Source organism: Paenibacillus sp. NPDC057886 (assembly GCF_042796655.1).
Taxonomy (GTDB): Bacteria; Bacillota; Bacilli; order Paenibacillales; family Paenibacillaceae; genus Paenibacillus.
Genome location: NZ_JBHVMZ010000007.1, coordinates 89,454 through 102,298, shown reverse-complemented (window position 1 = coordinate 102,298; position 12,845 = coordinate 89,454). Strand labels below are relative to the sequence as shown.

The window sequence follows — 12,845 nt, the reverse complement described above, 5'->3', positions numbered from 1 at the left end:
GGGCGGCTCTTCGTATATACGTAGAGCCGTTTTTTTGTTTTAGTAACTGTGGTGTATTTTGAATGGAGTTAGGGGAGAACATTGTGGCAGGAGCAATTGTTGGTTTGATATGCGGTGTATGTTATTTCGTATTGGGGTTAATGGTTTACAAAAAACCGCCGAAAAAAATTAATGGCATATATGGTTACCGCACCCCGCGCGCGATGAGTAACCCGGAATTGTGGGAAGAAGCACAACGATATAGTGCCAATCTGATGATGCAGTTTGGTGTGATTATTACGGTGTTTGGCATTCTCGGTTTCTGGTTTACCGATGTACAAGCATTGGTTCTGAGTCTCTTCGCTGTTGTGTTCTATACGGTACGACTGTTTACCAAGGTTGAAGGCCGCTTGAAGGAGATGCAGCGTGTTCAGCAACAGGGACAGAAGGAGCAAGGTGCATAAAGGTACGCTGTGAATTCACCTGAACGAAGGTCCGCGAGAGCGGATCTTTTTTTGCATCTAATAGAGGTGGAGGATAACAGAAAACGACTTTTAACAGCGAATTGTAAAAATTACCACGGAGATAATCTGACCATGTTTGAGACATAATACATATTCAAGTCCGAAATCTAACGTTGACGTTAACGTTAATAATATATATAATTATGTACATAACATTATAGACATATGAAAGTGAGGTGAAGGAAATGAGTTTATATAAAATCGATGACGTAGCCAAGGAATGTGGTTTGACCAAGCGTACCATTCGGTATTACGAAGAGATCGGTGTGATGCCTTCACCTCAGCGGACGGACGGTGGCACACGATTATACACCAGAGAAGATATCGATTATCTCAAAAAGGTCGTTCGGGCGAAGGAAGTGCTTGGTTTCTCGCTTCAGGAGCTACATACCTATGTGGCAACGGCGGATGCGCTGAACGAACAGCGTTTTGACTACCAGCAGACCACTGAAGTGAGAGAGCGGATCGAGAAGCTCACCAAGATGGAAACGACGCTGGATGACCAGCTGCAACTGATCGAGCAGAAACTTCAGAGCATTCACGCCGTTCAGGCGGAACTTGAGGAATTGCGTGAACGAGTTCAGAACGGCATTCGACGATTAGAAGGGCACGAGAACGACACATAATTAAGCATTCACAACAAGCACCGGGCGATCCGGTGTCATTTGTGCCGTTTTCTTTCCTATATTTCTGAAAATAAAGATGAGAATTTCATTGTTTTTCACAATTTGTTTCACAACACATAAATCATGAACCAGGAGGAATTACGTATGAAAAGAGAACCCTCATTACCTGACGAATTGCCGTCATCCCGTGGAGGTCTGTTATCCCAGCCCAGAGCGGTATGGGCAGTAGCCTTCGCCTGTATCATCTCCTTTATGGGACTAGGATTGGTTGACCCGATTCTACCTGCGATTGCAGATCAGCTGCATGCTTCCAAAAGTCAGGTATCTTTATTGTTTACAAGTTATAACGCGGTTACCGGGGTAGCCATGCTAATTACAGGTGTTGTATCCAGCCGGATTGGTGTGAAGTGGACACTGCTCAGCGGGATTTTGCTGATCATTGTTTTCTCTTTCCTCGGCGGGACCTCTGACACTGTAGGTGCACTGGTCGGTTACCGTGGTGGTTGGGGACTGGGGAATGCCCTGTTCATTGCAACTGCATTATCCGCTATTGTAGGACTGTCCACTTCGGGGACAGCCAAAGCGATTATTTTGTACGAAGCAGCGCTTGGTTTGGGGATTGCCGTTGGTCCATTGCTCGGTGGTGAACTGGGTTCCATCTCATGGCGTGGCCCGTTCTATGGTGTAGCTGTTCTGATGGCGATTGCTTTTATCAGTATTACGTTTATGCTGCCTAAGATGGCCAAACCCAAAACACGCAGCTCCTTGTCCGATCCGTTTAAGGCTCTGGGTTACCCTTCACTGAAAACATTGGCAATTACGGCCTTTCTGTATAACTTTGGTTTCTTTACCTTAATGGCTTATTCACCTTATGTCATGAATCTGGATGAGCACGGACTCGGTTATGTATTCTTCGGTTGGGGTTTGATGCTGGCAATTACGTCTGTATTTGTCGCACCAAGATTGCAACGTCGATTCGGATCCGTTCCTTCCATGAGCGTTATGCTGACTCTGTTCGCCATTGATTTGCTGGTGATGGCTGTGGGGACGGTGATGGGATCATCCACAACGGTTATTGTGGCCGTTATCGTTGCCGGGATTTTCCTCGGGATCAACAACACATTAATTACGACGGCAGTTATGGAAGCTGCTCCAGTGGAACGTTCTGTGGCATCGGCTGCATACAGCTTTGTCCGGTTCCTTGGAGGTGCGCTGGCACCTTGGCTTGCTGGTAAATTGTCCGAGTGGTTCCTGCCGGAGACACCGTTTTATTTTGGCGCATTGATGGTTCTGATCGGGGTCGTTGTGCTTCTGGTACGCCGCAGACATCTGCGTGATATCGATGCTGCCATTACGCATCATTAATGAACAGGAGGAATATAAAATGCTGAAACGAATATTGGTTGCTGTCGATGGGTCGGATCATGCACACAAAGCTCTGGAGCAAGCTGTTGTTCTGGCAGAAAGTTTGAAACAACAGGCTTCCTTGATGATCGTACATGTTAATCCTTCGATCTCGCTGAATGAGCCTGCACTAGGTGTGGATTTGGAAGCACGGATCGCTGAAGAAGGACAGCATATCATACAACCTGTTAATGAATTGTTAGCCGCTCGTTCTGTTCATTATGAAACTTTGCTGATTGCTGGTGATCCCGTGAGTGAGATCTGCCGTGTAGCGAAGGATAGAGACTGTGATCTCATTGTAATGGGGACGGCCGGGAAAAGCATGATCGCTGAAATCGTGGTGGGTAGTGTTAGCCACGGCGTCTTGAAACATGCAGGATGTCCGGTGATGACAGTCAAATAGAGGTCTGACTTTCTTGTGTTGATGATGCTAAAGTGGTGTATAAATAGGTATGGGATAACGCTGCGTTAAACATGAATGGAGGATACAACAATGAAAAAACAACATCTGTTCATCGGGGGCAAGCCCGCCGAATCAGTAGACTATATAACACTTCAGGCACCATACTCTGGAGAAACACTGGCAGAAGTATCCTCAGCGTCAGCTGAAGAAGTCGAAGCAGCGATTGCCGCCGCAGTTCAGGCAGGCAAAGAGATGCGCAGAATGCCTGCCCATCAGCGTGCAGACATCCTTTACAAGTTGTCCGCCCTGCTGGAAGAGCGCAAGGAAGAAGCGGCACGGATTATTGCGCTGGAGGTAGCGAAGCCGATCACCGCAGCACTCGCCGAGGTTGATCGTACGGTGGAAACGTATCGTTTCGCCGCAGAGGAAGCGAAGCGGCTCACCGGAGAAACAGTTCCCATGGACGCAGCCAAAGGCGGAGAAGGACGTATAGGCTACACGATGCGGCAGCCTTTGGGCGTTATTGGAGCCATTACGCCGTTTAATTTCCCGATGAACCTGGTGGCTCACAAAGTAGGACCAGCGCTGGCAGCAGGCAATACGATTGTGTTGAAACCTGCGGAGCAGACGCCGCTGTCGTCGTATTATATCGCCAATCTGCTTCAGGAAGTCGGATTACCGGATGGCGTATTGAATGTGGTGAGCGGTGACGGCAAAACGATTGGTGATGTGCTTGTAGAGCATCCGGACGTGGCCCATATTACGTTTACAGGCAGCCCCGCTGTAGGTACCAGCATTCGCAGCAAAGCCGGACTGAAACGCGTAACATTGGAGCTGGGGTCAAATGCAGCCGTCATTATAGACGCGGATGCCAATTTGGACAACGTAGTGCCGAGATGTGTGACCGGAGCTTTTACTTACCAAGGTCAGGTATGTATCTCGCTGCAGCGGATTTATGTGCACAGCGCGATCGCGGATGAGTTCATTCGTCGTTTTGCTGAAGCAGCAAAACAAGTCGTGGTGGGAGACCCGTTGAATCCGGATACCGTTGTCTCTGCGCTCATCACTTCCAAAGATGTACAGCGTACGCTGGATTGGATCGATGAAGCGAAGCAGGCAGGCGCTGAGGTGGCAGCAGGCGGCGAAGCTGAGGGAGGCGTATTGCGTCCAACTGTGCTTGTTAACGTTCCGCGGGATGCCAAGGTGTCTTGTCAGGAGGTCTTTGCTCCAATCGTTGTCATTAATACGGTGGATTCGGTTGAAGAAGGCATTGAGCATGTGAATGATTCCATCTATGGGCTTCAGGCGGGTGTGTTCACCAATGATATTCATACTGCATTGCATGCAGCGGACCACATCGAAGCAGGTGGCGTGATGATTAACGATATTCCTACATTTCGTGTGGATCATATGCCTTATGGCGGTGTGAAGCAGAGCGGGATGGGACGTGAAGGTGTCAAATATGCCGTAGAGGAAATGACGGAATTGAAGTTTGTCATGTTTAACAAGAATTAAGATCCATCCGTAAGACGACGGATTTTCAAGATAAAATAGAACAAGGTGATCCTGTGCCCAAGTTAGCGGGTGCAGGTTTTTTCTCTTTTCTACATTCAGTCCTTACCGTAAAAAAATACATAGCCTTTCTTTATTAACCCCGGGTTCACATCTGATGAGAAGGGTATAAATACTTATCATACCGCAAATCTACCAATTACATGCCGTTCATATCACCGAAGCGTTGTGTATCCATCCAGAGAAATGAACGGATTACTGGGGTACAGAATTGTTGGAAGTCTTATAATATCTCACTTGAATTTAAATAAAATGCAGTATGAACAAGCCTGAACCTAGGCGTTACAGGCCAGACAGGAGGTGTATTCGAATGGCATATTCCATGGTTGATGTATCCGGCATGTCCGGTGTAAGTCTAAGTGAATTGGGACAGTACGCAGAGACAGGTCTGCTGAATCCTGCCTTCGTGGGTCAAGATGAGGATATCTACTATGAGAAGCTGGAGTTGCTGAGACTACAGCAGATTCTGTTCTGTAAAGAAGTAGGCATGGAGGAGGAAGAGATCGGTCCGATGCTCAGGGATACTCCCCGGGACATGATCCGTATTATGCAGCAGCATCGAATCGAGATGCTGGAGAAGGCACTTCATTTGCACGGAATGATTCGGACGCTGGACAAAACCATCTCCTACTTACGTGGCGAACAGGAACTGGATGAGTACGAACTGTACGCTGGATTTTCCAATAAGGGGCGTCACCCGCTTTTGAATGAAACGACCTCTGACCATGCGGCAAAGAATGATTATTCTGAACGGATGCAGACAGTGGCCAGTCAGAGACACAGCGCGAATTCTCCGGAGCAATCCACAATGCCTGATGGCCAGGAGATGAAGTCGAAGGGAGATTTTCTCGATTCACAGGCGAAGATTGACCGGATTCACTTGGACTTGCAGAGCGCTATTGAGGATGGCTTAGAACCCGGCAGCTCGGAAGTACAGCAGATTATTGGCAGACATCTCGAATGGATCAAGGATTATTACACACCAACAGCAGAGATTTACCGCGATCTGGGCAATCTGTACGTCGAGCACAAAAATTTTCGCCAGATGTATGATGGGTACCACCCCAAATTGGCCGAGTTCTTGCGAGACGGGATGACGATTAAGGCGGAACAGGATTTATCCTAGCTGCATAAAGTATCTTGGGCGAGCAGAACATGGGTGTGAAGAAAAAATAATCATAACAAAGAGCGCAGATATCCTCTAAGAGGAGTGCGCTCTTTGTTATTGCATATCATCGTAAGGCCGATGAACTCTCCATCGGCTTAATGATCGTACTTCAGGCAGTTAGGATAATTCCAGCTGCTCTGTAATCAGGCTTACCGCCTTTTCCAGGAAGACGCGGTCTTCATCGTCAAAACGGTTTTTGAGCGGGCTATCGATGTCGAGCACCCCGTACAATTCGCCGTTTTTAATAATCGGTACAACGATTTCACTGTTCGATGCGGCATCACAGGCGATATGGCCTGGGAAGGCATGAACATCTTCAACGACCATCGTACGTCGTTCCGCAGCAGAAGTGCCGCATACACCGCGTCCAAGTGGAATACGGATGCAAGCAGGCAGTCCCTGGAATGGACCGAGTACAAGTTCTTTTCCATCGTACAGATAGAATCCGACCCAATTGGTATCGGTCATAAATACATTGAGCAGCGCCGCAGCGTTTGCCAGATTGGCAATGGCGCTAGGTTCATCGCGGATCAGAGCGCTTAACTGTCCCAGGACGGCGGTTTGCTGCTCGCTTCGTGTTCCTTCATAAGAAACAGCTTGAAACATGATGAATCACCCTCCCGAGCAAAAATGGTACTTATTTTCAAGATAGTGCAGAGCATGCGGTTAGTCAAGCGGAGGATTTCGGAAAGGGCAGGTCATGCATGAATATTCCTCCTGTTTCTCAGCTTCCTGCGTGGGGTAATTACTTAGCAACCACGGCGGGCTACAACCCGGGAAGGAGCTTGGCTTATGCATGCAGAGGTACAGAATCTTTTTGTACGAATTCATCTTCTATATTTGGCCCAAAATCAGGATTTAACCGTTAGCGACGCATTGCCTTTATTGGAAGAACGGGGATATCGCGTTGGAGAACGGGAGATCAAGCAGGAGCTTGAGCATCTGACACAGGAGAACTTCCTGACCGCTCATGGAGATCAATGGAGCCTCACCGGGACTGGCATTGAGGAGTTTAAGGAAATCATAGCCGTGTTCGGCCGGGTTAGTGAGGAATTGCTGGCGACGGGCAAGAAGACGTCTACAGCTTGAACTTAAATTCGGATAAGATGTCCCGAAATAGGATGCAAACTTAAGTTGACCCATACGTACAACAAGACCGGGAGCGGAAGTGACCCGGTTTTTTGACGTGATAATGATGACTGAACAGTTGCCATTCGGTACAGGTTATGGTTAGATGGCTATTGAATATGAGGTCTGTGGGATAGATCGGATCGGAGTGTCTTTTCATGTATAAATGTAAAGGGAGAATTCCCGAACTAGAGACAGGACGGCTACGTCTGCGCAAGATGCGCTGCCGGGATGCGGCCCAGATGTTTGCTTGCTGGTCCGACCGGGAGGTGACCCGTTATATGAATCTGGCGCCCATGATCGGGACAAGTGAGGCCGCGGATATGATTGGGCTGCTGAACCATATGGCAGGAGAAGAGGAGGCGATTCGCTGGGGTATTGAACTCAAGGAAACGGGCCGGCTCATCGGAAGTTGCGGATATAACACTTGGCAACTTGAAGGCGCATTCCGTGGGGAGATCGGTTATGAACTGGGGCGCGACTACTGGCGTCACGGTTATATGAAGGAAGCATTTTCGGTTATGCTGCCGTTTGGGTATGAGACGATGGGTCTCAATCGGATTGAAGCACTGGTTGATCCGCGTAATCTCGCTTCGGGAGAGTTTCTGACGAACTGCGGTTTTACGCGGGAAGGCCTGCTGCGTCAGGTGCAGCATACGTCTACCGGATATAAGGATATGGTGATGTATTCCCTGTTGTACGATGAGTTTTTGCGTAAGAGAGATAAATAAAAGATGAAAAAATCTGAGGATAACAGCGATTGAAAGGTTGTTCTGGCCCGAAGTGGGCTGTGTAAATCATTGTTCCAATTATATAGAGAATTGAAGAGAGAAGGGTTTGTGTGAATACAACCGGAGGTTTGAACCGCAGTTTCATCCTGGCGGGATTGCTGTTGGCGACTTTTTTGTCTGCAATTGAAGGTACGGTCATTGGTCCGGCAGGGCCAACCATTGTTAGTGAGCTGGGAAGTGTACAGCTGTTGAGCTGGATTTTCACTGCTTATCTGTTAACGATGGCTGTGAGCACGCCGATTTTCGGCAAAATCAGTGATCTATACGGACGAAAGCCAGTATTCCTGATTGGCTGTGCCTTATTCTTATTAGGCTCGCTTCTATGCTGTCTTTCGCAGAACATGGAGCAACTGATTATTTTTCGTGCGATTCAAGGGATTGGCGCAGGTGCGGTTGTGCCTGTTACGTTTACAATTATTGGTGACATCTACCGCATTGAGGAACGAGGTAAAATACAGGGCTGGATCAGCTCCGTGTGGGGCATTTCATCTCTGGCCGGACCGCTGCTGGGCGGGTATTTCGTAGACAATCTGGGATGGCAGTGGATCTTTGGGTTCAATTTGCCGTTCGGACTGCTGGCGATGTGGTTTGTGTTTCGTTATTTGAAGGAAGAAATGTCTCCGCGTACCGCGAAAATTGACTATATGGGTGCATTGACCTTTACCGTCGGTATCACAGCATTGCTCTTTGTATTGTCCGCCGGTGGACAGTATTATGCCTGGAGTTCTCCTGTTATTGTGGGACTGAGTATCGTAGCTATCTTGTTTATGATTTTATTTTTTGTGGTGGAAAAAAGAGCCCAGGCCCCGATGGTACCTCTTCATCTATTCCGTATTCGGGACATCCGGGTGGCGAATATCGCCGGATTACTGACCAGTACCTTGATGATTGGCCTAACCAGTTATTTGCCACTATGGGTGCAGGGAGTTCGGGGCGGTAATGCGACTGAGTCGGGGTTATTGCTTGCACCGATGTCTGTGGGTTGGCTGATCGGTAGTGTACTTGCGGGTCGTCTGTTAATGAAGATTGGATCACGCTTAACAGCGGTGATTGGATTAACCGGGATTGCCATTGGCTCGGGAGGACTCTTTCTGGTCGGTGGAACATCACCCCAAGCCGTACTGTTTATTTTGACCTTTATTTACGGACTCGGCTTCGGATTTGCTTTTACAATATTTACGATCATTTCACAGTCTTCTGTTGGGTATAAAGAGCGTGGATCTTCCACGGCGTTACATACCTTTATGCGTACGCTTGGACAAACCATTGGTGCAGCAGCCTTCGGCACATGGTTGAATTACCGGATATCAACGTTGTCGAGCGAACAGCATCTGGCAGAGGCGGGGATCTCGGATGGGGACTTGAATCAACTGCTTGCTCCGCATACGGAAGCCGCTCTGTCGGATGACAAATGGGCGCTTTTGCGTAACGTCTTAGAAGGAAGTCTGCATTCCTTGTTTGTCATCATGTTTGTCATTGCCATTATCTCATGGGTAACGACACTGGCCTTGCGCAAACGGCTAATCGTTCCCGAAGATGCAGATACTCCCTCACAAGCACAAGCTTCAGGGAAGTAAACGAATTAAAAAGAATAATCATTGGATCAAGGCAGCTGTTTCTCGGCTGCTTTTTTGTTTATTATTTTCCAGAAGGGATTTTCTATAGTTTACAATTATTTTATGTTCCCTTGGTGGAACGAGTGGAACATACATATTACTATCCCTTCTGGTATACATTGATTGTAAGCATTCTTATCAACTTGGCTGTTGTTCTCCATCTTTTTGTACAAAATGGATGCTTTTCAGTATGCTGGCCCTTATCAATACGTTGTAATAACAACCTTTGTTTTTTTGCTGTGGCAATCAGGTCTGGGATGGATCTGGAATAGATTCCGTAAGCAGGAGCAGACCAACACAGGATAATATAGATATCTCATTTGGAGTAGGGGTGAGGATGATGTTTCCCAATAATCTGAATTCGTCCAAGGAAGATGAAGCCAAAAGCAAGTACGAAGAGACTCAAAGGGAGATTGAGGGTCACAGCCGCTCAGGTCTGTCCAGTTACATTGTCGATTTGCTGATTGCAGGTGGATTGGTTGTCGCTGCTCTCACGGTGTTGATGTGGATTCTGTACCTTTGATTAGATTAATAAACAAATACAAATAACCGGTACCGCCTATTTAGGCGAACCGGTTATTTTTAATTTGGATCAGGTGATACGGGACTGGCCTTAACCGTTTGCGGATAAACGATCCGCACCGAGTGCAAGCCTTTCCAACAGCTCAGAGAGCAACGTCTTATCATCTTCGCTCAGACCGCTGACAGCACGATCTATTTTGTGTGCGTAGCCTGGATAAATGTCATCCATCGTACGCTGGCCCTTCTCAGTCAATTCTACGAAAATAATGCGTCTGTCCTGCGGACAGTGTTTTCGATGTAAAAGTCCCTTTTGCTCCAGCTTGTCAATGACATAAGTGACATTCCCGCTTTGCAGCAGAAGCTGTGCACCAACTTGTTGAATGGGCTGTGCTCCTTTCATATATAACACTTCGAGCACCCCGTAAGCGGTGGGGTTGAAGCCATGCACTTTGCTTCCGGATACAGCGTGTTCATTCACGCTCTTAAATGTCTGGGCCAAGGTGCGGTACAGATGAAGAGAACGTTCGGTTCCGATTTCCTGTAATTCCAGCATACTGATCCCGCCTTTTCAGATTATTGGAGTTAATGTTTTACATTTGACGATTCAGAGGTTCGCCATATTTCTATTGTAAGCATCTGTTTATACGAAAAACATGCGATATGTCACAAGATTTGCATTTTTAGCAATTAAAATTTAATCATTTTCCTAACTTGTCAGTGTACATAGAAAGTCCAAAAAAAGTTTTTCATTATAAAATAAGTTCTGGGAAAATCCTCCTGAAGGCGCCGCTTCTTCTACGTCTCTGGCAGGAGGTGGGAGCACTGCCTGCTCTCTATAATAAATTCATATCATGAATGGGTTGAGGGCGGAGGAGAAGAAAGATGACAAGTGGATTAATGATGCAGGAACGAAGACCCCTGAAGCACAATCGATCTTTCATAACCTTGATGGCTGCACAGGCTATCTCCAATCTGGGAGACTGGCTGCATCTGTTGGCAATCCTTACTTTGGTGGGCATTCGCTGGAATGCCACGCCGTGGGAGATTACCTTCACCACGTTGTGTGCAGCACTGCCTGTATTGCTTACTGGGCCATTTGCAGGGGCGCTGGCGGACCGGGTCAATCGGAAGTGGCTGATGATCGTTGCCGACGGTGCACGAATTGTGATTGTTGGAGGGCTTATTTTTGCCGATCAAATGTGGCATGTATATGTATTGCTTATTCTCAAGTCGTTATTCGATGTGGTGTTCTCACCGGCCAAGAACGGCAAGCTTAAGGAGATTGTGCCGCAGGAGCAATTAGGGCAGGCGGTATCCATCAGCTCGGTGATCGAACAGATGTCCAAAATTATCGGTCCGGCCCTTGGCGGGCTGTTGGTTGCCGCTTTTGGGATCACCTGGTGTTTCGTGTTGGATTCCGCATCCTTTCTGATCTCAGGTATTATTTTGCTATGGATTCCTGGAGCTCGGGTGATCCAATCTGCGAATCAGAACGTAGAACAAGTAAGGGAAGAGACAGCAGGTGTTGCTCAATCAGGTAAAAAAGCTACGTTTTTGAAAGATACAATGGAGGGCATCCGCATGCTCGCATCTCTTCCTCATGTGGGTACTTCTCTAGTCCTGCTTGCTTCAGCACTTTTGTTTCTGCAATTTGCGGATTCCCAGACCGTAGTCCTGTTCAGACAGCTTCCCGGTATTTCAAGTGATCTGCTCGGATGGTGCGTCGCGGCGAGCGGTGTTGGAACGTTAATTGCAGCGATGAGTGTTCAGAAGTGGAAAAAGGCAGGGCATGTCATCAAGATGGGGCTTGGAACATCATTGATGGGTCTCGTCATTGGTGGAGTAGGAATGATCGTAGGCGTATGGCCGCATGCCGGGCTTGGCGCCAATTTGCTGCTGATATCATTATTTGCCTTGGCAGGTGTGGGTGTTGGGTTTGCCATTGTTCCGTTCCAAATTCTACTTCAGGAACAAACACCTGAATCCATGACGGGGCGTGTGTTTGGAACGGTTGGCAGCATCATGACGGCCAGTAACATCATGGGTCCGGTGGTAGGTGGATTTTTGGTGACTTCATTCGGAGTTATTCCGGCTTTTATCAGTTCAGGCATTTTGCTGACGTTGCTTGGCGTGATTTATGTAGTGATTCGCAGGCAAAAAAAGAACGATATGGACGGGAGTCTTCCAGCAAAATCAGTGATTACAGGTGAGTGAAATGGGTTCGCAAACACCTCAGTTTCAAAGGATGAGATTTTCACTGTAATATAAAGAAGCAAGGGGATCCGGATCCCCTGCTTTTTTTTCGGTTTATTATAAAATTATGTTACCGCACGACTGAATGGTACTTTAATATATTTGCTATGCTTTCAAATGAGTGCTTGCCCTCTGCAATATTGACCATGAACTCTACTGCAAATTGACGTTCCATTTGGAGATGGTAACCATTCACCATCAAAAACGATTTGGTTACGAGATAAGCTGTCCGTTTGTTCCCGTTATGAAAGCAGTGATTTTTAACTAAGGACTCTAATAAAGCACTAGCCTTATCGAATATAGAAGGATAGGCGTCTTCTCCAAACAAAGTTTGTTGGGGGCTATTTACAGCAGAGTCCAACAAAGAATAGTTCTTCACTCCAGCTTGTGCTGTGTCATTCATTCTCTTCATCATAAAATAATGAGCGGCTACCACTTCTTCTATTGAAAGGAATATGATCATGATTAACGATCTCTTAAATCTTGGAGGATGCCCTCATCCTCTTCAAAAACATCAAAAAAAGCTTCAAGTACTTCAGGTCTTACATTTTCAGGTATTTTCAACTGTCTAACTTTTTTGAGTATAATCTCACCTTGACTGTTCTCAATAAATTCAATCTCATCACCTTGTGACACATCGAGCTTATCGATCAAAACCTTTGGCAAGCTAACGCCTAAGCTATTACCCATTTTACCTATCTTACGAGATAAAATTTTCTTCTTAAAATTGTCCTCTTTCATTTGGGCCCCACCATTCATAGTATGTTCCTCCTATAGTATGATCCAACTTAAGAAATGAATACGTAAGTAAGTATAAATGTTAGTACGTTATAACATTATAACACGAATTGCAAATGTA

The 12,845-nt window shown here is 46.9% G+C and carries 15 protein-coding genes; 11 read left to right on the top strand and 4 right to left on the bottom strand.

Features of this window, described 5'->3' with window-relative positions; all coding sequences use genetic code 11:
* Positions 1-83 precede the first annotated feature (83 nt).
* The 6 genes from ACFVQB_RS23435 to ACFVQB_RS23410 all read left to right on the top strand — a co-directional run bounded on the left by ACFVQB_RS23435 (position 84) and on the right by ACFVQB_RS23410 (position 5,634).
* A complete protein-coding gene (locus ACFVQB_RS23435; RefSeq protein WP_379444758.1) occupies positions 84-443 on the top strand; it encodes an SdpI family protein in 360 nt (119 codons plus the stop codon).
* Between the two features lie 245 nt (positions 444-688).
* Positions 689-1,129, top strand: a complete 441-nt coding sequence (locus ACFVQB_RS23430; protein ID WP_247900623.1) for a helix-turn-helix domain-containing protein — start codon at positions 689-691, stop codon at positions 1,127-1,129.
* Between the two features lie 144 nt (positions 1,130-1,273).
* Positions 1,274-2,494, top strand: coding sequence for an MFS transporter (locus ACFVQB_RS23425; protein WP_301247467.1), 1,221 nt, complete (start codon positions 1,274-1,276; stop codon positions 2,492-2,494).
* A 19-nt stretch (positions 2,495-2,513) separates the two neighbouring features.
* Positions 2,514-2,936 (top strand): universal stress protein, encoded by a 423-nt coding sequence (locus ACFVQB_RS23420; RefSeq protein WP_379444755.1) that lies wholly within the window; start codon positions 2,514-2,516, stop codon positions 2,934-2,936.
* Between the two features lie 90 nt (positions 2,937-3,026).
* Positions 3,027-4,451: an aldehyde dehydrogenase family protein gene (locus ACFVQB_RS23415; RefSeq protein ID WP_379444753.1), complete on the top strand. Its 1,425-nt coding sequence runs from the start codon at positions 3,027-3,029 to the stop codon at positions 4,449-4,451.
* Positions 4,452-4,818: 367 nt separating this feature from the next.
* Complete coding sequence (locus ACFVQB_RS23410) at positions 4,819-5,634, top strand: MerR family transcriptional regulator (protein ID WP_379444751.1); 816 nt, start codon at positions 4,819-4,821, stop codon at positions 5,632-5,634.
* 159 nt (positions 5,635-5,793) lie between these two features.
* On the opposite strand, the gene ACFVQB_RS23405 is transcribed toward ACFVQB_RS23410, so the two are convergent.
* On the bottom strand, positions 5,794-6,282 hold the full coding sequence (locus tag ACFVQB_RS23405; RefSeq protein ID WP_064642430.1) for a GAF domain-containing protein: 489 nt from the start codon (positions 6,280-6,282) through the stop codon (positions 5,794-5,796).
* 186 nt (positions 6,283-6,468) lie between these two features.
* Here ACFVQB_RS23405 and ACFVQB_RS23400 point away from each other — a divergent pair, with 186 nt between their 5' ends.
* The 4 genes from ACFVQB_RS23400 to ACFVQB_RS23385 all read left to right on the top strand — a co-directional run bounded on the left by ACFVQB_RS23400 (position 6,469) and on the right by ACFVQB_RS23385 (position 9,734).
* Positions 6,469-6,765, top strand: coding sequence for a hypothetical protein (locus ACFVQB_RS23400; RefSeq protein WP_379444748.1), 297 nt, complete (start codon positions 6,469-6,471; stop codon positions 6,763-6,765).
* A gap of 197 nt (positions 6,766-6,962) precedes the next feature.
* A complete protein-coding gene (locus ACFVQB_RS23395; RefSeq protein WP_379444746.1) occupies positions 6,963-7,535 on the top strand; it encodes a GNAT family N-acetyltransferase in 573 nt (190 codons plus the stop codon).
* Positions 7,536-7,663: 128 nt separating this feature from the next.
* Positions 7,664-9,172, top strand: coding sequence for an MDR family MFS transporter (locus tag ACFVQB_RS23390; RefSeq protein WP_379445483.1), 1,509 nt, complete (start codon positions 7,664-7,666; stop codon positions 9,170-9,172).
* 376 nt (positions 9,173-9,548) lie between these two features.
* Positions 9,549-9,734: a hypothetical protein gene (locus ACFVQB_RS23385; protein WP_175480690.1), complete on the top strand. Its 186-nt coding sequence runs from the start codon at positions 9,549-9,551 to the stop codon at positions 9,732-9,734.
* 90 nt (positions 9,735-9,824) lie between these two features.
* Here ACFVQB_RS23385 and ACFVQB_RS23380 read toward each other — a convergent pair whose 3' ends face one another.
* Positions 9,825-10,286 carry a MarR family winged helix-turn-helix transcriptional regulator gene (locus tag ACFVQB_RS23380; protein ID WP_379444743.1) on the bottom strand — a complete coding sequence of 154 codons (462 nt, stop codon included), beginning with the start codon at positions 10,284-10,286 and terminating at the stop codon, positions 9,825-9,827.
* A 329-nt stretch (positions 10,287-10,615) separates the two neighbouring features.
* On the opposite strand from ACFVQB_RS23380, the gene ACFVQB_RS23375 reads away from it, so the two are divergent.
* Positions 10,616-11,947, top strand: a complete 1,332-nt coding sequence (locus tag ACFVQB_RS23375) for an MFS transporter (protein WP_379444740.1) — start codon at positions 10,616-10,618, stop codon at positions 11,945-11,947.
* A 109-nt stretch (positions 11,948-12,056) separates the two neighbouring features.
* Here the strand turns inward: ACFVQB_RS23375 and ACFVQB_RS23370 are convergent, their stop codons facing one another.
* Both ACFVQB_RS23370 and ACFVQB_RS23365 read right to left on the bottom strand, forming a co-directional pair.
* On the bottom strand, positions 12,057-12,449 hold the full coding sequence (locus ACFVQB_RS23370) for a type II toxin-antitoxin system death-on-curing family toxin (RefSeq protein ID WP_379444738.1): 393 nt from the start codon (positions 12,447-12,449) through the stop codon (positions 12,057-12,059).
* Between the two features lie 2 nt (positions 12,450-12,451).
* Entirely contained in the window at positions 12,452-12,745 is a 294-nt protein-coding gene (locus tag ACFVQB_RS23365) for an AbrB/MazE/SpoVT family DNA-binding domain-containing protein (RefSeq protein ID WP_379444736.1), read from the bottom strand.
* Positions 12,746-12,845 lie beyond the last annotated feature (100 nt).

Bases quoted from the DNA above. Each gene is read 5' to 3' on its own strand.
- ACFVQB_RS23430 (WP_247900623.1), top strand. From the start codon at position 689: ATGAGTTTATATAAAATCGATGACGTAGCCAAGGAATGTGGTTTGACC.
- ACFVQB_RS23410 (WP_379444751.1), top strand. From the start codon at position 4,819: ATGGCATATTCCATGGTTGATGTATCCGGCATGTCCGGTGTAAGTCTA.
- ACFVQB_RS23395 (WP_379444746.1), top strand. From the start codon at position 6,963: ATGTATAAATGTAAAGGGAGAATTCCCGAACTAGAGACAGGACGGCTA.
- ACFVQB_RS23380 (WP_379444743.1), bottom strand. From the start codon at position 10,286: ATGCTGGAATTACAGGAAATCGGAACCGAACGTTCTCTTCATCTGTAC.
- ACFVQB_RS23385 (WP_175480690.1), top strand. From the start codon at position 9,549: ATGATGTTTCCCAATAATCTGAATTCGTCCAAGGAAGATGAAGCCAAA.
- ACFVQB_RS23405 (WP_064642430.1), bottom strand. From the start codon at position 6,282: ATGTTTCAAGCTGTTTCTTATGAAGGAACACGAAGCGAGCAGCAAACC.
- ACFVQB_RS23370 (WP_379444738.1), bottom strand. From the start codon at position 12,449: ATGATCATATTCCTTTCAATAGAAGAAGTGGTAGCCGCTCATTATTTT.
- ACFVQB_RS23425 (WP_301247467.1), top strand. From the start codon at position 1,274: ATGAAAAGAGAACCCTCATTACCTGACGAATTGCCGTCATCCCGTGGA.
- ACFVQB_RS23375 (WP_379444740.1), top strand. From the start codon at position 10,616: ATGACAAGTGGATTAATGATGCAGGAACGAAGACCCCTGAAGCACAAT.
- ACFVQB_RS23365 (WP_379444736.1), bottom strand. From the start codon at position 12,745: ATGAATGGTGGGGCCCAAATGAAAGAGGACAATTTTAAGAAGAAAATT.
- ACFVQB_RS23415 (WP_379444753.1), top strand. From the start codon at position 3,027: ATGAAAAAACAACATCTGTTCATCGGGGGCAAGCCCGCCGAATCAGTA.
- ACFVQB_RS23420 (WP_379444755.1), top strand. From the start codon at position 2,514: ATGCTGAAACGAATATTGGTTGCTGTCGATGGGTCGGATCATGCACAC.
- ACFVQB_RS23400 (WP_379444748.1), top strand. From the start codon at position 6,469: ATGCATGCAGAGGTACAGAATCTTTTTGTACGAATTCATCTTCTATAT.